The 25,400-nt window shown below is 60.2% G+C and carries 20 protein-coding genes and 6 pseudogenes; 17 read left to right on the top strand and 9 right to left on the bottom strand.

The features are described from left to right. Window positions 1–137: 137 nt before the first annotated feature. The 3 genes and pseudogenes from P9292_RS33840 to P9292_RS43340 all read left to right on the top strand — a co-directional run bounded on the left by P9292_RS33840 (window position 138) and on the right by P9292_RS43340 (window position 1,773). A complete protein-coding gene (locus P9292_RS33840) occupies window positions 138–1,133 on the top strand; it encodes a hypothetical protein (RefSeq protein WP_309963516.1) in 996 nt (331 codons plus the stop codon). 41 nt (window positions 1,134–1,174) lie between these two features. Beyond that, window positions 1,175–1,369: pseudogene (locus P9292_RS33835) on the top strand (IS21 family transposase); the annotation flags it as partial. 35 nt (window positions 1,370–1,404) lie between these two features. Next, window positions 1,405–1,773: a hypothetical protein gene (locus P9292_RS43340; protein WP_409015300.1), complete on the top strand. Its 369-nt coding sequence runs from the start codon at window positions 1,405–1,407 to the stop codon at window positions 1,771–1,773. Between the two features lie 106 nt (window positions 1,774–1,879). Here P9292_RS43340 and P9292_RS33825 read toward each other — a convergent pair whose 3' ends face one another. Continuing rightward, a complete protein-coding gene (locus tag P9292_RS33825) occupies window positions 1,880–3,814 on the bottom strand; it encodes an NACHT domain-containing protein (protein ID WP_309963514.1) in 1,935 nt (644 codons plus the stop codon). An 885-nt stretch (window positions 3,815–4,699) separates the two neighbouring features. Here P9292_RS33825 and P9292_RS33820 point away from each other — a divergent pair. Continuing rightward, a pseudogene (locus P9292_RS33820) lies at window positions 4,700–5,635 on the top strand (Y-family DNA polymerase); the annotation flags it as partial. A 148-nt stretch (window positions 5,636–5,783) separates the two neighbouring features. Beyond that, window positions 5,784–5,996: an AlpA family transcriptional regulator gene (locus tag P9292_RS33815; protein WP_309963512.1), complete on the top strand. Its 213-nt coding sequence runs from the start codon at window positions 5,784–5,786 to the stop codon at window positions 5,994–5,996. 15 nt (window positions 5,997–6,011) lie between these two features. Here P9292_RS33815 and P9292_RS33810 read toward each other — a convergent pair whose 3' ends face one another. From P9292_RS33810 to P9292_RS33800, 3 genes and pseudogenes are all read right to left on the bottom strand, one after another. Beyond that, window positions 6,012–6,458, bottom strand: coding sequence for an SET domain-containing protein-lysine N-methyltransferase (locus tag P9292_RS33810; RefSeq protein ID WP_309963510.1), 447 nt, complete (start codon window positions 6,456–6,458; stop codon window positions 6,012–6,014). 59 nt (window positions 6,459–6,517) lie between these two features. Then, window positions 6,518–7,216 (bottom strand): DUF4400 domain-containing protein, encoded by a 699-nt coding sequence (locus P9292_RS33805; protein WP_309963508.1) that lies wholly within the window; start codon window positions 7,214–7,216, stop codon window positions 6,518–6,520. A gap of 11 nt (window positions 7,217–7,227) precedes the next feature. Beyond that, window positions 7,228–8,049 (bottom strand): annotated as a pseudogene (locus P9292_RS33800) (TraM recognition domain-containing protein); the annotation flags it as partial. A gap of 60 nt (window positions 8,050–8,109) precedes the next feature. Here P9292_RS33800 and P9292_RS33795 point away from each other — a divergent pair. Further along, a protein-coding gene (locus tag P9292_RS33795) for an IS3 family transposase (protein WP_309961939.1) occupies window positions 8,110–9,284 on the top strand; the annotation gives its coding sequence in 2 pieces (ribosomal slippage) (window positions 8,110–8,383 and window positions 8,383–9,284; 1,176 coding nt in all). Between the two features lie 33 nt (window positions 9,285–9,317). On the opposite strand, the pseudogene traD reads toward P9292_RS33795, so the two are convergent. Both traD and mobH read right to left on the bottom strand, forming a co-directional pair. Beyond that, window positions 9,318–10,640 (bottom strand): annotated as a pseudogene (traD, locus tag P9292_RS33790) (conjugative transfer system coupling protein TraD); the annotation flags it as partial. A gap of 19 nt (window positions 10,641–10,659) precedes the next feature. Then, window positions 10,660–12,828, bottom strand: coding sequence for a MobH family relaxase (mobH, locus tag P9292_RS33785; RefSeq protein ID WP_309963505.1), 2,169 nt, complete (start codon window positions 12,826–12,828; stop codon window positions 10,660–10,662). A 652-nt stretch (window positions 12,829–13,480) separates the two neighbouring features. On the opposite strand from mobH, the gene P9292_RS33780 reads away from it, so the two are divergent. From P9292_RS33780 to P9292_RS33770, 3 genes and pseudogenes are all read left to right on the top strand, one after another. Next, the gene (locus P9292_RS33780) at window positions 13,481–14,014 is read left to right on the top strand and encodes a lytic transglycosylase domain-containing protein (protein WP_309963503.1); all 534 of its coding nucleotides are present in this window, start codon (window positions 13,481–13,483) and stop codon (window positions 14,012–14,014) included. Then, window positions 14,011–15,061: pseudogene (locus tag P9292_RS33775) on the top strand (CpaF family protein). Before P9292_RS33780 ends, P9292_RS33775 begins: the two are co-directional and overlap by 4 nt. Further along, complete coding sequence (locus tag P9292_RS33770; RefSeq protein WP_409015297.1) at window positions 15,054–15,368, top strand: hypothetical protein; 315 nt, start codon at window positions 15,054–15,056, stop codon at window positions 15,366–15,368. The pseudogene P9292_RS33775 and the gene P9292_RS33770 overlap by 8 nt, the downstream one beginning before the upstream one ends. A gap of 30 nt (window positions 15,369–15,398) precedes the next feature. Here the strand turns inward: P9292_RS33770 and P9292_RS33765 are convergent. Further along, window positions 15,399–16,573, bottom strand: a protein-coding gene (locus P9292_RS33765; RefSeq protein ID WP_309961939.1) for an IS3 family transposase whose coding sequence is annotated in 2 segments (ribosomal slippage) — window positions 15,399–16,300 and window positions 16,300–16,573 — 1,176 coding nt in all. Because the reading frame shifts where the segments join, the coding sequence is not laid out codon by codon here. 183 nt (window positions 16,574–16,756) lie between these two features. Here P9292_RS33765 and P9292_RS33760 point away from each other — a divergent pair. The 3 genes from P9292_RS33760 to P9292_RS33750 all read left to right on the top strand — a co-directional run bounded on the left by P9292_RS33760 (window position 16,757) and on the right by P9292_RS33750 (window position 19,287). Continuing rightward, window positions 16,757–17,131, top strand: a complete 375-nt coding sequence (locus tag P9292_RS33760; protein WP_309963501.1) for a VirB3 family type IV secretion system protein — start codon at window positions 16,757–16,759, stop codon at window positions 17,129–17,131. Window positions 17,132–17,299: 168 nt separating this feature from the next. Then, a protein-coding gene (locus P9292_RS33755) for an IS3 family transposase (protein WP_309961939.1) occupies window positions 17,300–18,474 on the top strand; the annotation gives its coding sequence in 2 pieces (ribosomal slippage) (window positions 17,300–17,573 and window positions 17,573–18,474; 1,176 coding nt in all). A gap of 54 nt (window positions 18,475–18,528) precedes the next feature. Then, window positions 18,529–19,287, top strand: a complete 759-nt coding sequence (locus tag P9292_RS33750; protein ID WP_309963500.1) for a type IV secretion system protein — start codon at window positions 18,529–18,531, stop codon at window positions 19,285–19,287. Between the two features lie 8 nt (window positions 19,288–19,295). On the opposite strand, the gene P9292_RS33745 is transcribed toward P9292_RS33750, so the two are convergent. Further along, window positions 19,296–19,568 (bottom strand): hypothetical protein, encoded by a 273-nt coding sequence (locus tag P9292_RS33745; protein ID WP_309963498.1) that lies wholly within the window; start codon window positions 19,566–19,568, stop codon window positions 19,296–19,298. A gap of 75 nt (window positions 19,569–19,643) precedes the next feature. Here P9292_RS33745 and P9292_RS33740 point away from each other — a divergent pair, with 75 nt between their 5' ends. From P9292_RS33740 to P9292_RS33725, 4 genes are all read left to right on the top strand, one after another. After that, window positions 19,644–20,384 carry a VirB8/TrbF family protein gene (locus tag P9292_RS33740; protein WP_309963496.1) on the top strand — a complete coding sequence of 247 codons (741 nt, stop codon included), beginning with the start codon at window positions 19,644–19,646 and terminating at the stop codon, window positions 20,382–20,384. Between the two features lie 263 nt (window positions 20,385–20,647). Beyond that, window positions 20,648–21,427 carry a TrbG/VirB9 family P-type conjugative transfer protein gene (locus P9292_RS33735; protein ID WP_309963494.1) on the top strand — a complete coding sequence of 260 codons (780 nt, stop codon included), beginning with the start codon at window positions 20,648–20,650 and terminating at the stop codon, window positions 21,425–21,427. 2 nt (window positions 21,428–21,429) lie between these two features. Further along, window positions 21,430–22,761 (top strand): TrbI/VirB10 family protein, encoded by a 1,332-nt coding sequence (locus P9292_RS33730; protein ID WP_309963492.1) that lies wholly within the window; start codon window positions 21,430–21,432, stop codon window positions 22,759–22,761. Next, entirely contained in the window at window positions 22,758–23,204 is a 447-nt protein-coding gene (locus P9292_RS33725) for a TrbG/VirB9 family P-type conjugative transfer protein (RefSeq protein WP_309963490.1), read from the top strand. Before P9292_RS33730 ends, P9292_RS33725 begins: the two co-directional genes overlap by 4 nt. Before the next feature lie 80 nt (window positions 23,205–23,284). Here the strand turns inward: P9292_RS33725 and P9292_RS33720 are convergent, their stop codons facing one another. After that, window positions 23,285–23,956, bottom strand: coding sequence for a helix-turn-helix domain-containing protein (locus P9292_RS33720; RefSeq protein WP_309963487.1), 672 nt, complete (start codon window positions 23,954–23,956; stop codon window positions 23,285–23,287). Window positions 23,957–24,095: 139 nt separating this feature from the next. On the opposite strand from P9292_RS33720, the pseudogene P9292_RS33715 reads away from it, so the two are divergent. Continuing rightward, window positions 24,096–25,390, top strand: a pseudogene (locus P9292_RS33715) (NAD(P)/FAD-dependent oxidoreductase). Window positions 25,391–25,400: the final 10 nt, after the last annotated feature.

Below are 25,400 nucleotides of genomic sequence, written 5' to 3'. Positions count from 1 at the left end.
CCTGCCAGATGCGCCTGCTACCAAGCCATTGGGGCTTAGCTTACAGCGATCGAAGGCTTCACTGCGCGACGACGGCCAGCTGGATTTCCGATGTGCAGTAAATAAAAAAGCCAAACCGACACTTTGTGGAGCACTGAATGAGCGTAAATCCTTGGACCGACAGAGCGCGTGGGGACGTAGGGCTTAAAGGCGTGCGCACGAGGTTTCGTGCATATCAGATTGGCGAAGCAGGTTCTTCTTATTCATATTGGGCAGACGGGCATTTTACGCTGATAGAAGCGCGACGCACGCAAGAATACAGCTACAAAACGTTGACTCACGAACTGGCGTTATGCAATAAAGATACGATCGACACGCTCCATATCACGAGCTGGGACGTTGACCACTGCAATCCGGGAGATCTAGAGTGGATTCTGGACAATTTGAAGCCGCGAAAGATCGAGTTTCCCGGCTACGAACCGCATACTGAAAGCGCAAGAACCAGCCTGAAGCTGATCAACGATTATCGATGGAAGAAGAAGACGATCAGGCCCATCTCGACGATTCAGGTCACGCCTTCCTACATCGAATCGTTGGGGAAAGCCAAGAATCTTGGCTATCAAGATCTCTTTTATCACCCTAAGAAAATCTACGAGAACAACTCAAACAACAATTCTACAGTCAAGGTTTTCCGTACCGGCGCCTTCAATGTTGCGAGCCTTGGAGATGTGGAGCACAGCAACATTGGCGCGTATCTTCGGAGTTGCCGGATATTTCGTAGCGAAGTAGACGTCCTGGTGCTACCCCACCATGGAGCACCCAGTGAAATAACAACGAAAAAATTTCTGGAAGAAGTCCGCCCGTCAATCGCGATCTGCACATCAAATTACGACAACCAATACAATCACCCATGCGATGAGATCCGCTCGATCCTCCACGAGCTAAACATACCAATCTTTACCACGAAGACCGGCGACGTGATTGTCGAATCAATCCGAAGTCACACGACACAGTATCGCCTGACGAACCTGATATCGAACTCACAAAAGGTGTCGTCGGACTATGAATTCACTGCAAAAAAGGCCAAGCTATTGAATCAAAATGCGGACACAATAAGCAACCGCTATCATCCCGGCTTCAAAGGTCTTCGATGATATCTATGAATCGCACAGATGAGGAGCAGGCCGAAGTGCCACGCAGAAAGGCCTATGTGCCACTCGCGTTCGAGCCCGGCGAAGCGTTCCAGTTCGACTGAAGCTGCGAATACGCCTTCATCGGTGGCGTGCGGCGCCTGGAGGTCGCCCACGTCAAACTCAACGCTAGTCGTGCGTTCTGGCTCGTCGCCTATCCTACCCAGAGTCACGAGATGCTGCCGCAGGCACGTCGTCGGCGTGCAGATAACCCTCACCGCGAATCGCTTCGAACATGAACCGTGCGATGCGCCGGTCGCGCTTTGGGCGACGACTGTCCGCCCGCGGCCAGCCCGTTAGTTGTGCGGCCCACTCGTCAACGACGCTCAGGCTGACGCGCTTTGGATACTTCGGTTCGACCGCATCGGTCTGCCGCAGCCAGCTGCGCACCGTGTTGCGAGATAAGCCCGTACGCCTCGTGCAGAATCGTGACCATAAGCTCTTCCGTGAACCGGCTCTTCTTCATGACTTCCTTTCTCCGTTGGAAGCCATTCTCTCAAGTTTCAACTGGTCCGAAAATCGCCCGGCAGGTCATAACCTCGAACGTGACTCAGTCATTGAGATGGCGTCGATCGGCGCAAATAAACAGCCTCTGGCTGCATGAATGAGGTGACAACTTGCTTGACACACGCCGGCATCGCGAAACGGAAGAGAAGCAGCGCATCGGCTGGTAGCTATAGGCGCGATTTTAATCGGGCCGCAGCCGGCTGTCAGTCCTCGAGAAAAAGGCTCTCGACGATGTCTTTCCTTACGTTCGCAGTGATATAGGCATCCACATTCAGGCAGTTAACCAACAGCCTTGTCATCTGGATATAGACTTTGATGGTCTGGCCGGAAGACGACGATGCGTCCAGAATGCTTTTCACCACAGCATCGACGCTGTCCCGACCAGACTGAAGACCAATCTCGAGCGATTTGATTGTCTCCATGTCGACATTCGAGATTTTCCCGAATTCCTTTTGAATATCAGCGAGCATTTCCTGGGCCGCGCTGTATGCCGGCTTGAATTCGATATCCTTCTCGCGAAGCCGGTCCATCACAAATCTGACCGCCAGGGCTCTTCGCACAGGAAGCGGCACACCGGCGCGCGCCCTGACAACCAGCGACGAAATATCATTCAGGGTACGGGATAGCCGGGCACTGCGCGCGAATTCGCCCATTCTCTGGCGAATTCGCCTGACAAAGTCATCGGCCTCCGCAAGGAGGCCCGTTGTCAGGATAAAGACTTCACGCCATCGAGGATCCACCAAGTGCTTGTCCACCAGCGTCATTGGCGATTCCCGGTTTGTGTTTTCTGTGATGTTTCTCGCGGTGAAAAATTCCTGAAACGTCAAATGCGAAAATGAATAAACATGGAATGCACGCTCTACAAGAAGTCCATGCTGCGCTTCGATTTCCTTCAAAACCTCGGTCGCATCATAGTCGAACTCCTCCCTCTCCCTGGGAGCCCTGAGATTCTTCATGAAGGAGGAAATCTCTGCTTCCAGCTCAGCCTGGCGAAAAAAATATCGACCCTCGGAAAACGTCTTTGCTGCTATCCGACTGAGCAACAGTTCTTTTTTTGCGAGCGACAAATTTCGATAAGCAGTATTTCTGCGAATCGCACGAGAGGAATCCCATTTTTTTAGCAGGGCATCGAGGGCTTCCTTGTATAGCTCCGCGCGATTCGCCGGGAACGTCATTGCTTCGTCGAACGCGAGACACATCAGCGTCAGTAGCAGGGGCGTTGCACACAGCCTGGCGATAGACTGGTTCTTGTCGAGCTTGAGTTCAGAGAGAAACATCGTCGCCTTGCGTGGATCATCGGAAAACCAGTTCGATACGAAGTTCTCAACCTCCAGGGTGCTAAAATCTGCCAGCTCTACATCCACGAAGTCCTGAAAGACATAGGTATAAGCTGCCGTCCTGCAACTCATGACAATCTTGATATTCGGGTACTTCTCAGCGATATTCCGGATCTGCTTTGTGGCCTCATCGAGTTTCCCACTGATCTCGTCATAGCCGTCGAGCAACAAGAGAATTCGCCCGTCCGTAAGCAGTTGTTGAACGAACTTTGCGGGCTCCTCAAACGCACAAATCCTGAATTCTTCGTTGATGAATTCAAGCATCGAGACGTTGGAATCGTTCCAGTCTTTTAGCGAGATGAAGACTGGCACACGCGGTACGGAGAATTTCGTGGGATCCCACGAGGAGAGCGCCAACCATTTCAGGAAAGTCGTTTTCCCACCACCCGGCTTACCGAGGACAATGAGGCGGTCTTCCCTCTGCGCGACATCTACACCTGGTTCAGTTTTCTGGACAACGCCAAAACTGTTCTGGTCCCGGTTAAAAAAATGCTCTAGCTCCTCTGTGGTGAGTCGATGGGATGAGCTTATTTTCTTGAGAACGTTCACCCGCACATAGATGTCGCGAATCGACACCGGGCGCGCCATACCAATAATGCGCATCGAACTGTAGCGACGCTCTACAGTTTCGACGTAGCTCTGCGCTTCCAGTCCGAATGGATCGTGTTGCTCATACTTCCCCTGGATCCAGGCGGGGACCTTTCTGGAAGCGGACCAAAGCCCCTTGAATATGTCGGTGACAACCGCCTTTCCAATCGCGATCGCCGTTTCATCGAGTTTCTGATCGCCCGTGGTGATCATGTTCCTGCCCGTCGGGAAATAGTTTCAAATTGAACCGTACACATCAACGATGTTTCGCGACTTGCCGGCAAGTCTTTGAAATTCGTTGAGATCAGTGTCCCGCCCGATGACCGATCCATGCCACCAGTTATGGGCTTGCGCGGCGCGTGCATTCAAAAAAGGAAGCGTAGCGAGCGTCGTTCGGGGGCACAGACGCAGTGGCGCGGCCTCGTGCCCGACGTCGTGTCGCGCCGGCTTGACCGGCGAGCGCAGCAAGTACACCGGACAGTTGACGGTCCACTTTCGACCGGTCTGTCACTCCGGATGCCACCGCCATTTGTGGAAGCCTGACCGCCAGCTGGTCAAGCAGGATACAGAGTTGTGCGGCCGCAGCCACACGCCGGACATCGTGAAGATCCAATCTTTCCTCCCTGGGCGGAGCTGATCTACCCTAGCACGCGTTTCCGTCAGTATCGTCCGCGAAGGCAAGTGCAAGCTGGGCCTCTCGAGCCCGCGCTGCCGGTGGAACCTGGTTGCCCGCCATTGGTACGGCATGGGGCGGCACGCAGCGCATCACAAGGGAAAACGACATCGGCCGTTATCCGCAGCAACCCACCGACCTGTGCGAGGCAACTGGTCATCGATTCGTTCGGCATTCTCGATCAGGCGATAACGGTAGATCAAATAATGCTTCCTTGCTGGCGCGGAGGCCGTGGCTAATCGTGAGATTCCAGCGGCCGCGCATGTGATGATACTCCCCGCCACGGGGCGGACGGAGCGACGATTCGTGCATTCCACCCGGCTTGCTCCCAAACGCGCCGTCTCGGGCAATGCTGACGATCCGGCCGATGAACCGTCCCAAGGATCCGTCTTCACCTCAGGCGGAACCCGGTTGAGTCCTAGGGACCTTCGGCACGAATGTTGCCGACCGACTTCGACTCGTATCGTCACTACTCGCGGCTCTTCAAGGCAGCGGTCGCGACGTTCACGACACAGATCCAAGATCGAGGGATTGACGAAATCTACATCGACCTGACCGACGTGCGCGGCGAGTCACGCGAGCTCGGTGCGGCAATCAAGCAGGCCGTGCGAGATGCGACCGACCTTACGTGCTCGATCTGCATCGCGCCCAACAAGCTGCTAGCGAAGATCGGCTCCGAGCTTGGCAAACCGGATGGACTGACGATCCTGACGCCGACCGACGTTTCGTCGCGCATCTGGTCGCTGGGCACGCGCAAAGTGAACGGCATCGGACCGAAGGCCAGCGACAAGCTCGCTTTACTCGGCATTCATACCGTCGGTGACCTTGCTGGCGCAGCACCGGAATTTCTGCAGATGCACTTCGGGCAGCGCTACGCCACGTGGCTGAAGGAAGTTGCACGGGGTATCGACGAGCGGCCAGTCGTGGTGTCGCCGGAACCAAAGTCGATGAGCCGTTAGACCACGTTCGAGCGCGATCTTCACCCACGCCGAGATCGCCCCTTACTCTCAGAGACCTTCAAACGACTCTGCGTCCGCGTCGCAGAGGACCTGCAACGTAAGGCATATACCGGACGCACCATCGGGATCAAGTTGCGCTTCGATACCTTTGAAACGGTCACACGTGACCTGAGTATCCCGGTAGCAACGGCCGACGCAACCACAATTCGCCGTGCGGCGACTGAATGTCTGAAGCGCATTCCCCTGAAGCGCCTCTTGCGGCTACTCGGCGTGCGCGTGAGTGCACTGAAGCGCGCCCCAGAGCCTCGCGCCGTTCAACCCTATCAACCGGATCTGTTCGAGACGTCCTTGAACGCGAGCCCGATCCTGCGCCCCGCTCAGCAAAGCGGTAACAAAGTGTAAATTCGAACTGTCACACCGCACTGCTGATACGGCCAATAGGCTCATTGTTCCACCTGTTCCATCACGATGTCGATCCCCTGCGTCCATTGCGGCGAAGCAGACTCCATGGATAATCGAACATAACCAGGGCATCCCGGAGTCGTGCGAAATGGACCAGGTAATGCGCATGAAGGACGTCGTCAAGAAAATCGGCCTCTGCCGGGCTACCATCTATTCGATGATCAGCCGCGGAGAATTCCCGCGCCCCATCCGCATCGGTGAACGTGCAACTGGATGGCGTGAGTCAGAACTGGAGGCCTGGCTTGCCAGGCGCTCAGCGGCGAGGGAGAGCACGACCCGACCCGTTGCCTCAGGTCGCTGACCTCCGTCGCCCGTATCACGAGTCACTCGCTGCCAGCATGGTTCCCCTGCACCCGGGAGCGCCGCACCGGCACGCATAGCCCAGCCTGATCTCGTCGTCGGCCGGTTCGTCGGTGATCAGCTGGTAGTCGAGAAATAGTTCTTCGCCGGGTGCAATCGCGGCCAACGCGTGAATAAAAACGCGATCGTCGATCTCGATTGCCTCGCAATTTGCTTCGCACGAGTGATTGAGCCAGCGGGCGCTGTTTCCCCGTTGGCCACCATCGATGACGCGTCCGTCAGTCAACCCGAAGAACCAGGTGTGGCCGGACACGCCCTGCTTGCGGTGTTGCCTGACCGCTACTTTCCACGCGATCAGCTCACCCTTATATTCGAGAATCCTTTCGCCAGCCTCAAGCGCCTTTAGCGCGAATACGCCCCGTCCATGTACGGGTGAATGCCTGACCACCACACGTTGCCGCATGACCTGCTGCTCCCCTCTCGTTCATTGTCGAAGTAAAGTATAGGGCCACCGATTGCGGCCTACGTGTATTTCTTGAAGTATTTGGCCATGTTCCATACCGCGATCAGCATCATCACGGAGACCGGCCAGAAGAGGAGATAGACCGGCAGGCACAGCGGTGCAACGAGCCAAACGATGGCCGTCAGCGGTATCACCCCAAATGCAAGCGCACGCTTTGCATGGTGATAGCGGGTCGCAGATTCGTGGCCGCCCTGCGCCCGCCTGACGTGACGCGCCACCAGTCCATCCGTGAGCGCGACCGCAATGGCCAGCAGAAACTGCGGGATCGTCATCAGCAACATCGAGACGCGAACGCCGAACAGCTTCACTCCCACCATCGCCACGATCAAAACCTCGCGTGTCGATCCGGTAAATGCGGGCCGCAGCATGGAGCCGAGCCCCTGGGCCGGCAATGTCCCCGCATGCCACGCGCGCGCAGAGGCATCGACGCCCGTCCAACCAAACCAGCTCCAGTACGCGAGGTTTGCGGCACGCCTTGCAAGTTCGTGATCCGATGTCTGTTCCAGGTAATAGCGAAGCAGCGTCTCCATCCCGCCCACGGGATCGTCCCGCCAGAAAAAGTGGGCTGCCGCGATGTCGGCCAGCACCGACAGGAGCGATGCCAGCACCAGCCATAGCACCGCATGGATCGCCAGATCGACGATCCAGAAAAACGACTTCACACCGTCCGCGTTGCCATCCCGGCGCGTCGCGCTCATGCCCGCTACTCTCAGAACCCGGCGCCCTTGCCTTCGACCGCCCAGGGTTCGCTGGACGACGGCAGGGTGTGAGTGCCGGCCGGCAGGAAACTACCCACCGCGCCTCCGATAACATCCGGCGCCACGCCGCCCGCCTCGTCGAACGGCGAGACTGCCTGTACATAGGACGCGTATTTCGCCCGCATATCGGCCACCACTTCATCCAGCCCGGGCAGCATGATGGGATCGTTCTCCTCCAGCAGCGGTAGCCGAACCTTGACCAGCTGACCGCCCTCAATCAGCGCAAAGGCCTGCCCCTTCGGCAACTGCGTGAGGTCGGAGGGCTGCAGCATCGGCACAGGGCGTACCGAAATCTGGTCGTGCGTCTGCGCCGTGAAATGCACACCCTCTCCGCGTCGCACCGCATCCGTCGCCGAAGAGGCGAGTGTCAGCGTCTTCACGTCGACCATCGGCAACTGGTCGGTGAGGATCTTCGCGGTCGTGACGTACTTCACCCGCAGCATCACGAGCGTGTTGAAGTTGCCGAAGATCTGTTCAGCCTTGGCCCGCGAACCGATCTTCGCTTCCACGTCGGCGCTCGTCTGCGTGTAGGCCGTCACCTGATAACCGGCCCCGCCGGCCTTGTTGACCATCGGCACGAATTCGTCGCCGACCAGTTCGTTGAATTCGTCCGCGTGGATCGATACGCGACGCCTGCCGCCAGCGGTGCTCTGGCCGTAACCATGCCCATACTTGTAGATCCGGCCGGCAGTTGACGTGAGATCCGCAAACATCGCGTTGCCGACCACGCCCGCGACTTCGAAGTCGGACAACGCATCCAGCCCGACGTATACTGAGTTAGGCTGAAAGAATTGGAGATCAATGTCTCGTAGAATGAGCGAAACGGAGATCAAATGAATCGAGTACTGAAGGGCACCTACACGAAGGAATTTCGCGAGCAGGCGGTGAGGCTCGTGGTTGTTGAAGGGCTCACGCAGCGCGAAGCGGCCAGCCGTTTATCTTTGTCGGTCAAGACACTGGGTGCCTGGGTTGTTGCTGAGCGCAAAGGTACGTTGGCCAAAGTCGGTGAAGCGCAAAAGCCGCAAAGCGAGCTCGAAGCGGAGTTGGCGCGGGTGAAGCGAGAGCTTGCAACAGTCACGATGGAGCGAGATGTTCTAAAAAAAGCGACGGTCTATTTCGCGAAGGAGTCGCGGTGAAATACGACCGGATCGAAGCGATGCGACATGACTATCCGATCGCAGTGCTATGTCGAGTGTTCGAGGTGGGAGCCAGCAGCTATTACGCTTGGCGTCGACGTGCTGAGTCGCCACGTGCACAGGAGAACGCAAGGCTTGAAGTCCAAATTGCTGCAGCCCATGAACGAACTCGGCACACTTATGGACGCGAGCGGCTGCAAGCCGATTTGCGAGATCACGGCGTGCGCGTTGGTCTTCATCGCATCAGGCGCATTCGCTCTAAACTGGGACTTCGCTGCAAGCAGAAGCGCAAGTTTAGAAATACAACCGATTCCAAGCACGATCTGCCAGTCGCACCGAATTTGCTAGAACGCAAATTTGACATGAGCGCTCCGAACCAGGCTTGGGTAAGTGATATCACTTACTTATGGACCGATGAGGGGTGGTTGTATCTTGCTGGCATTAAGGACCTCTTCAACGGCGAATTGGTCGGCTACGCCATGAGCGAACGGATGACTCGCAGCTTGGTGATGCAAGCGCTTTTCAGCGCGGTGTCGCTCAAACGGCCACAGGCGGGACTGATTGTTCATTCCGATCGCGGCGCTCAATACTGCTCCCACGATTATCGGGATCTGACAAAACAGTTCAGCATGACGATGTCGATGAGCCGCAAGGGCGATTGCTACGACAACGCACCAATGGAAAGTTTCTGGGGGTCGCTCAAAAACGAACTCGTGCATCACTGCCGGTTCGCGACACGCGCTGAGGCTCGACAGGCCGTGACCGAATACATTGAGATCTTTTACAACCGGCAGCGAAAGCAGGCCCGTCTTGGTTATCTGTCTCCTGCCGCCTTCACCCAACGATTTTATAAGATGCAACTCGCAGCCTAGGCCATTGCTCTCCACGATTGACGACCGACCTCATACGATCCCGCCGCGGTCCATCACCCGGTTCCAGTCGAACACCGGGCGCGGGTCGTCCGGGTCGCTGTAGTCGGGCGACAGCAACTCCGACGTCCGTCCCGTGCTGAGCTTTTCCAGGAGGGGATAGAGCGATGAGATCAGCTTGTCGAAGTAAGAACGCTCGTTGCTGATCACCGACAGCAGACCGTTCGCGATCGGATCGGTCCAGCCCTGCTGACGGATCAGATTCGCGACCTGCAGGACTTCCTGGTTGCGCTGCAGGCGCATCGCCTGCTTCGCTTCCTCCTTCTCAAGCGGCTCCAGCCCATCTTCCCAACCAGCGTGGTCACGATCGAGCCAGAAGCGGAAATACCGCAGCGCCAGCCCGTCGATATTCACCGCATTCTGGTAGATCATCTCGTAGGTTGGGCGAATACCGAGCGCGCTCATCGCGCGGGCCATCACGTTCACGAAGCGCCAGACGAAATCGCGGAACGCGGCCGACTGGCCTTCCTTCGGCAGGTTGCCCGCGATTCGGGTCGCGACCTCCGTGATCCGCGAGTAGGTGCCGACCGGGCTGTAACGTGCGGAGCGGTCCGGGTGGCCCAGATGGAAGAAGGTGAATTCGCCCTCGCGACCGCAACGTTTCGCCTCCGCATACATGCGCAGCAGCAGGTCGACGTCGCCCTTCGGATCGAACACGATGACGATATCGCCGCGACGGATATCCTGGGCGACCAGGACCTCGCACAGCCGGGTCTTGCCCACACGCGTCGTGCCGAGCACCGCCATGTGACCGACACGCTCGCCGAGGTCAAACCAGACATCGCGCTCCTCCGGTTCGACACCGTGCAGGGCTGGATCGCCGCCAACCGGTGGCAGTGGTGCCACGGGATTCCACCATCCGTGCCGCCGCGTGATACGCGCGAGCCGGCCGGCGGGATAGCGCCGCTCGTGATCCCGTGCGTGGTCGTAGAGATCGCTTCGGGCGAGCAGTCGCCGGTTCTCGGGAAGACGGGCCTGATACAGGCGCTGCGTGTGGATACCGCTCCACCGGAAACCGCGGCCGAGAAATACCTCCCTGCTGGAGCACGGGATGACCGCGGCCGGGATCACGTACTGCGGCAGGCGTCGCAGGTTGCGCTGGAAACGGATCAGTTGCCACGCCTGCCTGGCACGCACCCAGGCCAGGGTGAGTAACCCCAAGGTCGTGGCCCCGCCCGTCGCAGGGGTCAGCAGAAACAGCGCGGGGTGGGACCACAGCACGCCCGTTGCGGCAAGCGCGGCCATCGATGACAGCAGTTCGACGGGTCTGCGAAAGCGGTTTTCGACTGGATAGCCCATCGCCTGTCCGCTCGAACGTCTATGGCTGCGACGAATGCGGCATGCCGTCACCGCCGCCATCCTGCACCGGCTTATGCTTCGACTGGATCATCGCGTTCGGCGGCGGAACGGGATTGAAGAACCGCTCAGGCCCGGGCACGAGCATCACGGACAGTTGCCGTCCACCCGCACCCTTGATCGTGTAATGAAGCAGGTAGGATCGCGCGGCACCGCCCGAATCCGCCGCCGCCGGATAGCCCGATTTCTGGAAATCGCGCTGCACCTGTTTCCATGGCTCAGGCGTTCTGCCGTCTTCTGACGGTGTCTGTTCGATCGCTTCCGGGTGCGCCTGCGCGAAGTCGCGGAAGACTGCGGGTGTCACGAGCAGCATGCCTTCCGGCACGAAGTGGACCCGCGCCATCGATTCGTTGTACGGCAGAGCGCCGGTTGCAATCCCTTCCTGGACCCAGGCCATGAAACGCTCGGCATTCGGTCGCGGCTGCCGCCCGCCCTCGCGTGCAGCCACGGACCGTGCCGGCGCCTTCGCTTTCTGCTTCGGGCGCATCGGAGAGGCAACCTGGTCGGGCACAGGTCGGTCTGCGGTATGCGCCTTCCCCTCGCGAACTGCTTCGGCCTGCAACGTCGATGCGCTCTCGACGTCAGGCAGAAAAACTGGCGAGTCGACATGGGAAACCGGCTGCGGGACAGTTGCAGTCGACATCGGGATGGGCTTATCGACTGCTGCGCCAGGCAGATCAGGCATCACGAGCAGCATGGGTACCGCAGCGTCGGGCTGTGCACTAGGCGCTCCGCCGCGAACAACCGTTGCCTCAGCAACTGCCGAATGATCCGACTCGGCCGCCGACGGCGAAGCCGACTGGATATTTACCGCATCGCCTGGCGGAGACGGCGACGCATTGGCGACCGGCGGCGACGCCGCGTCCATTCCAGCCTCGACGGCTTCGACTACCTGAACCGCGTCAGGTGGGAGTGCACGGGGATACTGGCCCGGATCAGCGTACAGCCGGTCGAGCGGAAAGCGCAGCACGGTAAAAGTCTGCTTCCAGGTTCCCACCGTCACCTCGACGGTCCAGATCGCGCCGCCCTCCGGCGTGGGAACGAGCGCGCCGTACTCCTGCCAGGTGTCGAAGAGCCGGTTGTTGTCAGCCGGGATACCGGCCGCACCAGGCTGCTGCCGTTCGTTTCGGGCCAGCCACGCCCGCACGGCTTCAGCGAGCGTCTTCGCGACACACCACAGGGATTCGCCGTCGCAGTAACCGGTGGCGCCCGCACGGTTCATCGGCAGCTCGCCTTCGGCGAGCAACCGCCGCAACCCGCCCATCAACCGCTCGATCAGCGGAACCGCGCGCGCTGTCGCAAAGCGGGTGCGAGGGCCCGAGAGCAGGTTCTGCGCAACTGACCGCCGGTCCGCCTCACCCACGATCTTCGCGAGTGCCCCGCCCTTTGCATTGGCGTCGCCGGAGAGATACGATGCCAGTTCATCGATGACTGGCGGATATTGAGCGAGCCAGGCGAGCGATGCGGAGGGAACGAGGCGCTGGAGCAGCACGATGGACAGCCGCGCGTGCGCGCCGTAGTCGCGCTGTGCTGGCTCAGGAAAATCCACCCGGTACCACTCGCCACCCTGCCCGTTCATGCTGCCCGCCAGCGGCACCCAGGGCCGCGCAGTCGTGCCAATCACGATTTCAATGTTCAGGTCTGCCAGGGGTTTGCCGATGTCGTGCAGCAGCGCGGCGACCAGCACGGCATAACTGCAGCGCGCGCCGTGCTGCATCTGGTCCTCGGGACTGGCGCCGAGTGGCAGCCGGTAGCCTTCGCGGAAATGCAGCGCAGACCGTGCCACCTCGAGCAGATGGATCAGCAGGCCACCGGGCTGTGCATGATGATGGGATTCCGATGCGGGCAATAGCTGCACGAATTCGGCGAGTTGCTGGATCAGCGGCTCGACGTCCCTCTGCTGGCTTTCCGCCGACAGGCCCAGGCTGCTTCCGATACTGCGCACTGTGCCCTGCATGCCAGTTCGCACAAGGAGCTCACCTGACGCGAGCACTGGCAGATGCTGCGCAGACGGCTGCGAGCGCCGCAGTGTCGGAACAGCGACGGATGCAGCAGGCAACGCTGGCTGGGAGACCCTCGTGGACGCCGCTGAAGCGCGTCCCAGCCAGGTCAGGGCGGTACTGAGTGCCATGTGGGTTCGCAGGCGGTGAGTGCAATCGGCTAGTTCAATCGGCTTACGCGGCGTGCGCAATGCCTCATTCGACTGTCCCCACAGTACGCAGTCGCCCTCACTTCCGGTCCGGAATAACTGCACGGCGTGCGGACATCGCATGCAGTCACGTCGAACGCGCCGGGACCGGATGTCGCGGTCAGGCGGGCGGTCCTTTCCCTCGCCCTTTCCGACGTTTCCCGGCGTGCGCCGCGGCGTTTTTCTCCCTTGCCGCAGCGGCCTTTTTTTACCCTTCACCCTTTGTGCCTTTCAGCGGGTGAAGCGACTCATCCAAAGCTTCACCCGCGGCCTTTGGATAAGGCCCTTCCCTTTTGATCACCATTTGTTCCCCTTGCCTTTGCAGCCTTCCGCCAACGCCTTTGTATCGCGCTGGACAGTCTGTCCTGGCAACGACCTGGCGACCAGGCAGTCCGCAAAAACCTGCCGGCCCGGACGCACACACGGGCAGGTATCCGGCCCCTCCGCGCGCCATCGCTGCCTACAGTGAACCCGTCGGTCCGCTCCCCCTGGGCCGACGCGCGCTGTTGGCCTGCCGGAATGCTCCCCGCGTCCGGCAGGCTCTTTTTCTGGTCACAGGCAGCGTGGGGTTGACGGCAAACGGATGAGGTCTAGCGTGAAGCGTGGGTGGATCGTTCTGGCGGGTGCAGTGATGTCCGGACTGGCGTTCAGTTGCCGGGCCGACTGCATCGATGACGCCGCGCGCTTTCACCATGTGAACGTGAGGCTCGTCCACGCGATTGCCACCGTCGAGTCCGGACAGCACGCGAACGTCATCCATCTGAATGCCGACGGCAGCACCGATATCGGACTGATGCAGATCAACAGCCGGTGGCTGGCGACGCTCTCGCGCTTTGGCATCTCGCGTGCCGATCTTCACGACGGCTGCACCAACGCCTATGTCGGCGCGTGGATCCTGTCACTGAACCTTCACCGACTCGGCGTGAACTGGGACGCCGTGGGCGCCTACAACGCCGGGGCGCACGAGAAGCGCATCGCGTACGCACGCCACGTGTATCGGGCACTCAACACGGCAGCCTCACACCTGCCTTCTGCATCGTCCGATCCCATGGTCGTTCAGCAAGGTGCGCCGGCTTCCGGGCTGATCACGAAGCTCTTCCAGCCTCTCACATGGGGAGGCATTCGATGAGCCGGCTCACGTACGAATACGCGATCGAGGTACTGAACGACTATCTCGGTCCGCTGCAACCGATGCTCGCGGACCCCGACGTGCAGGAAATCATGGTCAACCGCGCCGACGCGATCTTCGTCGAGCGCAACGGGAGCGTCACACACGTCGCCGGCTGCGAACTCGACCCCGATGCGCTCGACCGCGCCATCACGATCCTCGCGAACGTCAATGCGAAGGAGCAGACGCCGCTGCTCGACGCGCGCCTGCCGGGCCTGCGCCTCGCCGCCGCCCGGCATCCGGTTGCCGTACACGGCGACATGATGTCGATCAGAAAGCATTCGCGTCGACGCATTGGACTTGCCGACTATGAGCGCAGCGGCGCGTTCGAGGTGCTTCGAGGTGCGTCACCGCTCACCGCGCGCCGCCGCCACGCCGCGCTGCTGGAGCGTCTGGCTGCGGGTGGCGCTGCGCTGCGCGAGTTCTTCGAATGGGTCATGCGCGAGCGCATCAATGTCGCGTTCTCAGGCGGAACCTCTTCCGGCAAGACCACACTGCTCAACGCGATGATCGATGCCGTGCCGCAGGAAGATCGCGTCGTCACGATCGAGGACACGGCTGAGCTGCAGGTGCATACGCCCAATCACGTTGCGTTCGAGACCAATCTCGGCATCACGATCCGCGACCTCGTGCGCTTTTCGCTGCGCGTGCGCCCAGACCGGATCATCGTCGGTGAGGTCCGTGGTGCCGAGGCTTTCGACCTGATGGAAGCGTTGAACACCGGACATCCCGGCTCCATCGTCTCGTTCCATGCCGACTCGTCCGACACCGCGCCCGCCCGGCTGGAATCGCTGCTCCGGATGAGCGACGAAAGGCCGGCTCCTGTCGATCGATGACCTGCGCCAGAAAATCGCCTCCACATTCCGGTTCTTCGTGCACGCCGAGCGCCAGGGTGCAGTGCGTGGCCCGGTCGAAATCCGCGAAGTGCTCGGCGCCGGGAATGGGCGCTACCAGACCCGTTGTCTCTTCTCCCGTTTCGCCTCGCCTGAGGAGATGGTCCATGCATGATCAGCGTCATCGCACCCGCACGCTCCGCAGCGCGAGCCGAGTCATCTCCGCATTCCGCCAGCACGGCGCGGATCTGCACGATGCATGGCGAACCGTGGTCGTCCGGCACCACCGGGCGCTGCGCCTGATTTTCACTGCTCTCTGGCTCGGCACGATTCCCGCCATCGCGCATGCCGGCATCTGGAACGGCGGCCTGTGCACGGTCTACCAGGACGTGCTCGATAACGAACTGCTGGAGGTCGTCTCGCTCTCCGCACTCGTCGGCTCGATCGTGCTGTGGCTGCTCGACGACGGGCGCAGCAACTGAGGTCGGTCGTCAATCGTGGAGAGCAATGGCCTAGGCTGCGAGTTGCATCTTATAAAATCGTTGGGTGAAGGCGGCAGGAGACAGATAACCAAGACGGGCCTGCTTTCGCTGCCGGTTGTAAAAGATCTCAATGTATTCGGTCACGGCCTGTCGAGCCTCAGCGCGTGTCGCGAACCGGCAGTGATGCACGAGTTCGTTTTTGAGCGACCCCCAGAAACTTTCCATTGGTGCGTTGTCGTAGCAATCGCCCTTGCGGCTCATCGACATCGTCATGCTGAACTGTTTTGTCAGATCCCGATAATCGTGGGAGCAGTATTGAGCGCCGCGATCGGAATGAACAATCAGTCCCGCCTGTGGCCGTTTGAGCGACACCGCGCTGAAAAGCGCTTGCATCACCAAGCTGCGAGTCATCCGTTCGCTCATGGCGTAGCCGACCAATTCGCCGTTGAAGAGGTCCTTAATGCCAGCAAGATACAACCACCCCTCATCGGTCCATAAGTAAGTGATATCACTTACCCAAGCCTGGTTCGGAGCGCTCATGTCAAATTTGCGTTCTAGCAAATTCGGTGCGACTGGCAGATCGTGCTTGGAATCGGTTGTATTTCTAAACTTGCGCTTCTGCTTGCAGCGAAGTCCCAGTTTAGAGCGAATGCGCCTGATGCGATGAAGACCAACGCGCACGCCGTGATCTCGCAAATCGGCTTGCAGCCGCTCGCGTCCATAAGTGTGCCGAGTTCGTTCATGGGCTGCAGCAATTTGGACTTCAAGCCTTGCGTTCTCCTGTGCACGTGGCGACTCAGCACGTCGACGCCAAGCGTAATAGCTGCTGGCTCCCACCTCGAACACTCGACATAGCACTGCGATCGGATAGTCATGTCGCATCGCTTCGATCCGGTCGTATTTCACCGCGACTCCTTCGCGAAATAGACCGTCGCTTTTTTTAGAACATCTCGCTCCATCGTGACTGTTGCAAGCTCTCGCTTCACCCGCGCCAACTCCGCTTCGAGCTCGCTTTGCGGCTTTTGCGCTTCACCGACTTTGGCCAACGTACCTTTGCGCTCAGCAACAACCCAGGCACCCAGTGTCTTGACCGACAAAGATAAACGGCTGGCCGCTTCGCGCTGCGTGAGCCCTTCAACAACCACGAGCCTCACCGCCTGCTCGCGAAATTCCTTCGTGTAGGTGCCCTTCAGTACTCGATTCATTTGATCTCCGTTTCGCTCATTCTACGAGACATTGATCTCCAATTCTTTCAGCCTAACTCAAACATCAAGACGCATGTGCTACGCGGCGTGCTCGGCACGCTGGCGATCCTGAACATGCCGCTGCTCTGGGCGCAGGTGTTCAACCATGGTGCCGCATGCACGGGCAGCATCTGAGGGGCTGATATGGAAACGCTTCGTTCCTCCGCGCACGACGCATCCGGCGAACCACCCGATCCGCAGGATCCGGCGGACCCGCTTGCGACACGCGTCCGCAAGACCATGCTTGAACCCTTCCTGCTGCTCGGGATCGACCGCAAATGGTGCATTGCCGAATGCGCCATCGTCATCACGTTCGCAGCAGGTCTGCGTAACGGCTGGGTGCTGCTCGCGGTACTGGTCACGCATCCGGTGCTATGGCTCGCTGTACGGCGCGACCCTGACCAGATCCGCTGCTATACGAAATACAGCCGTCAGGGCGACTACTACGAGCCCCGCCAGTTGCTGCGCCAGAAGATCAATGCCCGTCCCAAAGGCTTCGCCCGGGGGATGCCGTGCTGAAACCGTCTGTCACGCTCTCGCCAATACCCCTCTCTCCGTACGATGCGGAATCGCTTGCGCGGGTCGCGCAGCGCACCGACGGTGACCGCCGCTCGACCGCCGAGATGGTGAGTTAGGCTGAAAGAATTGGAGATCAATGTCTCGTAGAATGAGCGAAACGGAGATCAAATGAATCGAGTACTGAAGGGCACCTACACGAAGGAATTTCGCGAGCAGGCGGTGAGGCTCGTGGTTGTTGAAGGGCTCACGCAGCGCGAAGCGGCCAGCCGTTTATCTTTGTCGGTCAAGACACTGGGTGCCTGGGTTGTTGCTGAGCGCAAAGGTACGTTGGCCAAAGTCGGTGAAGCGCAAAAGCCGCAAAGCGAGCTCGAAGCGGAGTTGGCGCGGGTGAAGCGAGAGCTTGCAACAGTCACGATGGAGCGAGATGTTCTAAAAAAAGCGACGGTCTATTTCGCGAAGGAGTCGCGGTGAAATACGACCGGATCGAAGCGATGCGACATGACTATCCGATCGCAGTGCTATGTCGAGTGTTCGAGGTGGGAGCCAGCAGCTATTACGCTTGGCGTCGACGTGCTGAGTCGCCACGTGCACAGGAGAACGCAAGGCTTGAAGTCCAAATTGCTGCAGCCCATGAACGAACTCGGCACACTTATGGACGCGAGCGGCTGCAAGCCGATTTGCGAGATCACGGCGTGCGCGTTGGTCTTCATCGCATCAGGCGCATTCGCTCTAAACTGGGACTTCGCTGCAAGCAGAAGCGCAAGTTTAGAAATACAACCGATTCCAAGCACGATCTGCCAGTCGCACCGAATTTGCTAGAACGCAAATTTGACATGAGCGCTCCGAACCAGGCTTGGGTAAGTGATATCACTTACTTATGGACCGATGAGGGGTGGTTGTATCTTGCTGGCATTAAGGACCTCTTCAACGGCGAATTGGTCGGCTACGCCATGAGCGAACGGATGACTCGCAGCTTGGTGATGCAAGCGCTTTTCAGCGCGGTGTCGCTCAAACGGCCACAGGCGGGACTGATTGTTCATTCCGATCGCGGCGCTCAATACTGCTCCCACGATTATCGGGATCTGACAAAACAGTTCAGCATGACGATGTCGATGAGCCGCAAGGGCGATTGCTACGACAACGCACCAATGGAAAGTTTCTGGGGGTCGCTCAAAAACGAACTCGTGCATCACTGCCGGTTCGCGACACGCGCTGAGGCTCGACAGGCCGTGACCGAATACATTGAGATCTTTTACAACCGGCAGCGAAAGCAGGCCCGTCTTGGTTATCTGTCTCCTGCCGCCTTCACCCAACGATTTTATAAGATGCAACTCGCAGCCTAGGCCATTGCTCTCCACGATTGACGACCGACCTCACACAGCTATTTCGTCGACAACATGCAGACGATGGCGTCACGTGTGTCCGGTGGCGAGGGCAATCCCGGTGACCTGCTGCGCGCGCTCGTCAATGCCGCTTCGACCATCATGCAGGGTGTGCGCACGGAAGCCGCGCAGGTGTGCGAGCAGGTGCCCGACATCACGCCCGATGGTGTCGTGATCCCGAACACTGGCCATCAGGTCTGCGGGGCCGCGAACGATGCCGGGGCGAACTCCGCGGGCCTGAACTCCATCTGGACCCTGGTCAAAAACCTGCCGCTGATCCTGCTCGCATTTCTCGCGAAGGCGCTCGCGGTCATCGCGATCGCGCTGATGACGATGATCTTTGTGGTGGTCGTGCAGTTCGGCTCGTTTCTGCTCGACATTGCCTTCTGTCTTGGGCCGGTGCTGATTCCGTGGTATGTCCTGCCCGCCAGCGATTTCCTCTTTGATGGCTGGCTTCGTTTCACGATTTCCGCAGGACTCTTCAAGGTCGTCGCGTGGCTCATGATGGCGATCGTCGACAGCGGTGTATTGCCGGGTATCCAGAGCCTCGTGCAGCAGGCTGCAGCACAAAACGGCACGAACAGCGACGCCTATTACGCGACGAACTACCTCGCGATGCTCGCGCTCGCGCTGGTCTGCGGCGTCGGGGCCTTCATGATGTGGCAGGTGCCTGACATAGCTAAAGGACTTGTGTCCGGCGGCGGGGGTGCGGGATTGGGCAATTTTGGCAAGGGCGCGATTGGGCGTCGCGTAACGCCCAATGCCTTTAAATGATATCGGGATCAGCGATGGTGACGATGCTTATTCGCTTGCTGAATCGAATAGAACGTGTTCCAGTCGTCAGTCGATCTACGTCGCTGCAAATCGTCCGCGAGCCACGACTCTTCCCGCTCTTTCGGTGTGGTACTGATCCACGACCAGGCGATGAATGCGATTGCGCCCGCGAGCATCATCGCGACGCCAAAATGCTGTGCGCCGACCTGATACAGGACGAACGCCGCGAAAAGCAGGATCGGCAGCACGAAATACAGCAGGATGATCTTGAACTTTGCCATGGCTGCCCCTTCGCAGCAGGTGAACTGGATCCCAGTGTAGCACTGCGGGCACGCCCGTGCCGGAGGGACTAGGCGATGCGCAAACGCGTGCAGCCCTCTTCGGGCACCGGGATATCGGGTACCGATCTCCCGCCTCCACCGAATACGGGTGAGGCGGTCTCAGCCTGGTTTGCGGCATTCCAGCGTCCCATCTGGGAAAAGCGGCTCGCGATCAAGGTAGCTGTCGCGTTCGCGCTGATTGCCGCCGGCGAATCTGCCGCGCTGATCGTGCAGAGCGCACATAGCGGTCCCCGCCCCTATTTTGTTGAGCACGACGAGAAAAGCGGCGCAGTGTGGGTGTCGGACCGCTATGCGGAAACGTATTCGGTCACCGCGGCGAACAAGCGTTATTTCCTCGTGAAGTGGGCCTCGCGCGTGTTCACGATCGAGGCGGACAGCCAGGACACCCTCACCCGTCAGATACCGGCAGCGTTTGGCTGGACGTCGGGTGCCGCGACGCAGGAACTCGAAACGTACATCACCGCAACCGATCCGGTCGCGCAGCGCGTCGTGCAGACGCCGGGGCTCACGCGCGAATTCGTAGAGAACTCGACGTCGTTCTCGCCGGACGGTCAGGTCGCTTACCTGATCTTCACGCTGATCGAGAGCGTGAACGGCAAACCATCCCGACCGAAACAGATGCTGCTCACGGCCAGCTTCCTGCTCGCGCCCGAGACGCTGAAACCCGGCGAAGAAAAGGACAACCCGATCGGGCTACGCATCACCCACTTCAGCCTCACGCCCTATGTGGGCGTCAATCCGGGAGCCACGCAATGAATCCTGTTGTCTATGCTGCGTGCGCCGCAGCGTTGTTCACCGCAGGTATCTGCCCAGCCTCGGCGCAGGTCGCAGCGTCAGAATCAACACCCCCCGCGCCGCTTCCCGCGAGTGCGGCGCCAGCGATTGCACCGCAGCCGACGTTGGATACGGGGCACGCGTCCGCGCCGCGTCTACGAGCCCCGAGCCCGTCGACATCCCGCTCATCTGCGTCCCGGGCCCATATCAATGGCCCGTACCCTGCCCCCGACGATTCGTCGCTGGTGGTCTATGACTATGATCCGGACTACCGGTATCCGGTCCTCGTACGAACGAACGAAGAGACCCATCTGGTTTTCGGTCCCGACGAAGAAATCGTTGGCGTCTACCTGTCCGACACTGGCAAGCGCTGGCTCGAACATACCGCCCTCACGAAGCGCGACGTATTCATCGAAGCGCGCCTGCCCTCACTCGACAATGCAGCGACGGTCATCACGACGCGGCGGCGCTACGAACTGGACCTCCGTTCGTCGGACCATGACGCCGCGTATCAGCGCGTCTCCTGGCACTATCTGGATACCGACGCGCAGATGACCGCGGGACAGGTCTCGCCCTTCGGCATCGAATACCCGGCCAACGTTCCCGGCGCGAATACCATAACGCAGGCAGATGGCGGCGCACCGGCGGACTCACCCGTGTCAGGTGACGTGCGCGCGGCCGGTCCACGTATCCCCCTCGATCACGCAAACTTCGACTATCGAGTCGAGGGCAGTGCGCCGTTTGCTCCGGTGACCGTGTTCGACGACGGGCGCTTCACCTACCTGCAGTTTCCTCACCACGCCGAGCTGCCCGCCATCCTCGTTATGGATGAAAAAGGCCAGGCCGAAATCGCGAGCTTCATCCCGCTCGGGGACGACTTCTTTGAAGTGCAGCAGATCACAACGTACGGTCTGCTGCTCAAACGCGGCAAGGAGGAAGTCCGGGTCTTCAACGGTCGCGGTCACGGCTGTGGCCTGTTCGGCTGTGACTCGGCCCGCATGAAGAACGTCTACGGGAAGTCGTGACCATGGCCGCTCCCGAAAACAGCAGCGCCCCGCTGACGCAGGAGCCGGCGAAGCTCACGCGTATTCGCCGCAATCTCGCGAAAACGCTGCTGGTTGTCCTGTGCTCGGCGCTGCTCGCGATCGTGCTCGTCCATGCGCTGTCCCATCCCCACGAGACCGCGGCCGAACGGCGCGAGCGTGAACAGATCGAGGCGGACGCCCGGCAGCCCAAGGCTTCGCCCGATGCGATCCGCAAGCGCCTCGAGGACCAGCGCAACCTGGCACTGGCTCGTGCGGGTGATGCGGCATCGGGCGCGAGCGCCCCGCTGGGCGGCACGCCACTCGACGGCATCCCCAAAGGCGCGCCCGGAGACGATAGCGGCCCACTCCCCCGCAACTACCGGAATGGTGGGGAAGCATCGGGAACGGGCGACGCCGATCGTCTCGCCTTGCAGCGGCAGATCGAAGCCATGCAGAGCCAGTCGCTCGTCGCCTACGAAGACACTGGCGGCGGCTCCGCCAACGCGCCCGCCGGCAACGTCTCGCCGCTCGATCGCGTCGCGGACAACCTGTCGCAACACCTGGACCAGCAGACGGCGGCGGCCCGCGCCGCTACGAGCGGCGGCGAATCGCCCTCATCGGGACCGTCCTCCGTGAGCGTATCCAGTGCGACCGATCATCGGAACGCCGACTGGATCAGGCAGCAGGGCGAAGGAAACGACGACAGTGCCCCGCTGGTCCCGGTCCCTGTCGGTTCACCCTACATGGTGATGGGCGGTACACCGATTCCCACCGTGATCCTGCAGGGCGCGAAGAGCGATATGCCCGGTACTTTCCGCGCGATGGTCGATCGCGACATCTACGACAGCATCGACGGAAGCTGCCTGCTGATTCCGAAGGGCACCCGGATCCTGGGTCGCACGAATAACGATGTGGCGATCGGTCAGGACCTGATGCTGATGGCCGCCACGCGGATGATCTTCCGCCACGCCTCGATGCGGCTCGACGGCCTGACCGGCAACGACCCCGATGGTGAAGCCGGTGTCAGCGCCGACGTCAACAATCACTTCTTCAGGATCTTCGGATCGACGTTCCTGATTGCAGGCGTCGCGGCCTGGATCGGCCACAACCAGAGCCAGTCGAACGGCACGACGATCAACATCAACGGCGGCGTGTCGACCGATCTGTCGGAGGCAGCCGCGCAATCGCTGTCCCAGACCACGCAGACGATCCTTCAACGCAACATGAACATCCAGCCAACGCTGCGGCTGGAACCGGGTCAGCACATCACGTTCATCACGCAGCGCGACATGCTGCTGCCGCCCGGCACCACCGACGGGAGTTGTCACCAATGAAACCGTTCACTGCCCTGTGTTCTGCAACCGTGCTGCTCACGGCCTGTCTGCTTCAGTCAGCCTGCGCTGAACCACCGACCGCAGCGGGTCTGGTCTACCATTTCGACTGGGATCTGGGCGGTGACACCGCAGTCCGGCCATATCAGGTATTCGACGACGGCCAGCGGATCTACCTGCAGTTTGACGATCCGAAGCGCGTGCCCGCCATCCTGGCGGATACGCCGGGCGGACCAGTGCTTCTGCGTTGGCGCCCTGACCCGCCCTACGTTGTGGTCGACCACATGGAACCCGCACTCCTGTTCCGGGAAGAAAACCGGACAGCGCATGCTGTGTGCGCAATGTCCAATGGACCGCCTGCCAGCGCGCATTTCGGCGCAGCGTTACCTGCGTCGGCAACAACGTCGGGTTCGCCCCGCCGCCTCCACGATTCACCGGACAAGTGATACCGATGTCGGCCGGATACGCAGGGCGAAATTTTTGGCGCGAGAGAAAGAGACTGCGTCCTGCCCGACGATCGTGATATTCAGCCGAGCGTGGCCAGCGCAGACTTCAGGACGGCACTTTTGAATTCCCTGGGGCGCCGCGTCAACGATGAGAAGGGCCTCAGTACATGGCTATAGGCGACGGTTTTGCTGATGCCGTTTGCCAGCAACATGAACATGATCTCAGGATCCTGTTGCGGAACCTCGCCTGCATCAATGGCATCGATGAGCAAGGGTACAAACACGTCATGAAACGGCCGGACCACCCGTTCGATCAACAGGTCGAGGCGCTCCCCGGTTTCGGTAGCGGCGGTCGAAAAAAACATGCCGACGTCGGGCGTCAAAAACACCTGGTCAATCAGGATCGATACCGCGGTCTCCACTCGCGCGCGCGGTCCGAGCCCGGCTGTCTGACGCAGGTCTGCGGTCTTCGCGATCATGGGCGCCGCCTCATCAGCGATCTGATCCACCACCGCAATCCACAATGCGGCCTTCGAGCCAAAATGATGCGCGACAAGTGCAGGATCGACACCGGATTCCCTCGCAATTTCGCGCACGCTGGTCGCGTCGTACCCGCTCCTTGCGAACGCGCTGCGAGCACTCCGAAGCAATGCCTCCGCGCCGCCCGCGTCGCTATACGCAGGTCGACCACGCGCGCGGCGCGGGGCGATGAATGCAGTAGCAGGGGCAGCGTTGTCGGTCGGATGTTTCATCAGCAGCGACGGATTTCAGTGAGAGTGAGTTGAAAGTTTAACCGGTACCCTCGCGCACGTGCCACCCAGTGCCACGTTTGACATGTTTCTGACAGCGCCGTAGTATCGCTCTAATTCATCACTCGTAGAATATTTGATAATGGGTCAAGTCCCCCGGATCGTCATCGTGGGTGGCGGCATCGCCGGTCTCCTGCTGGCAACACGCCTGGGCGATACGCTCGGCCACGACGGCCGCGCCCGCATCACCCTGATCGACAGGAGCGCGACGCACGTCTGGAAGCCCATGTTGCACACCATCGCGGCTGGCACGCGCGACGTCCGGCAACAGCAGGTCATCTACCTTGCGCACGCCCGGGAGCATGATTTCGACTATGAGCCTGGCGAGATGCATGACCTGGATCGGGACACCCGCGAGGTGAAGCTGGCCGAACTCAGGGCGCCCTCGGGCGAAGTCGTGATCGGTCCACGCGCGGTCGGCTACGACGTGCTGATTCTCGCCTTGGGCAGCCGCGCCAACGATTTCGGCACACCCGGCGTACTGGACCATTGCCATTTCATCGACAGCCAGGCGCAGGCCGAAGCCTTCAACGAAAACCTGCGCGTCCGCGTCTTCCAGAGCGTGGTGGCCAATCGCGCGCTTCGCGTATCGATTGTGGGGCCGGCGCGACCGGTGTCGAACTCGCGGCGGAGCTGAGTCGCCTGCTCGAAGTTGCTGCAGGTTATGGCGATCCTGATATTCGCTCGCGGCTCGATCTCACGCTTTACGAAAGCGCGCCTCGGATACTGGCGGCATTTCCACCGGCCGTCTCCGAATCCAGCGAGGCACAGCTGCGCGATATCGGCTTCACCGTGCGAACCGGCACACGCGTCACCTCCGCGGAGGCGGATGGACTCCAGCTTGAGGACGGCAGCAGGCAGCCGACCGATCTGATGGTATGGGCGGCAGGCGTCAAGGCGCCAGATTTTCTTGGCAGGCTGAAGGGAGTCACAGTGAACCGTTCAAACCAGATCAGCGTCCGGCCTACGCTGCAGGCACTGGACGACGACCGCATTTTTGTTCTTGGCGACTGTTCAACGCTGACGCCCGCAGGTCACGAACGACCTCTTGCCCCAACCGCACAGGTCGCGACACAGCAGGCGGAATTTCTTGTGAAACACTTGCCGGAATGGCTGGCGGCCCGGGCAGCACTGCCAGACTTTGCGTTCAGGGACCTGGGTGCACTCGTGTCACTGAGCGATTACAACGCTTTCGGCACGCTCGGCCAGTTCGGATTCTTTCGTGGCGGATTCATCAAGGGACGGTTCGCACAACTGAGCCATGCCATGCTCTACCGCCGGCATCAACAGGCGCTGCACGGTTTTCGTAAGGCCTCACTGCTGTGGACAGCAGAACGGCTCAACGGCATGGTGCAGCCCAAAATACGATTGAGTTGAAGATTCATGT

Origin of the sequence: Caballeronia sp. LZ001, assembly GCF_031450875.1 — a bacterium.
In the GTDB taxonomy this organism is placed as follows: Bacteria; Pseudomonadota; Gammaproteobacteria; order Burkholderiales; family Burkholderiaceae; genus Caballeronia.
This window is presented reverse-complemented; position numbering and strand designations above follow the sequence as displayed.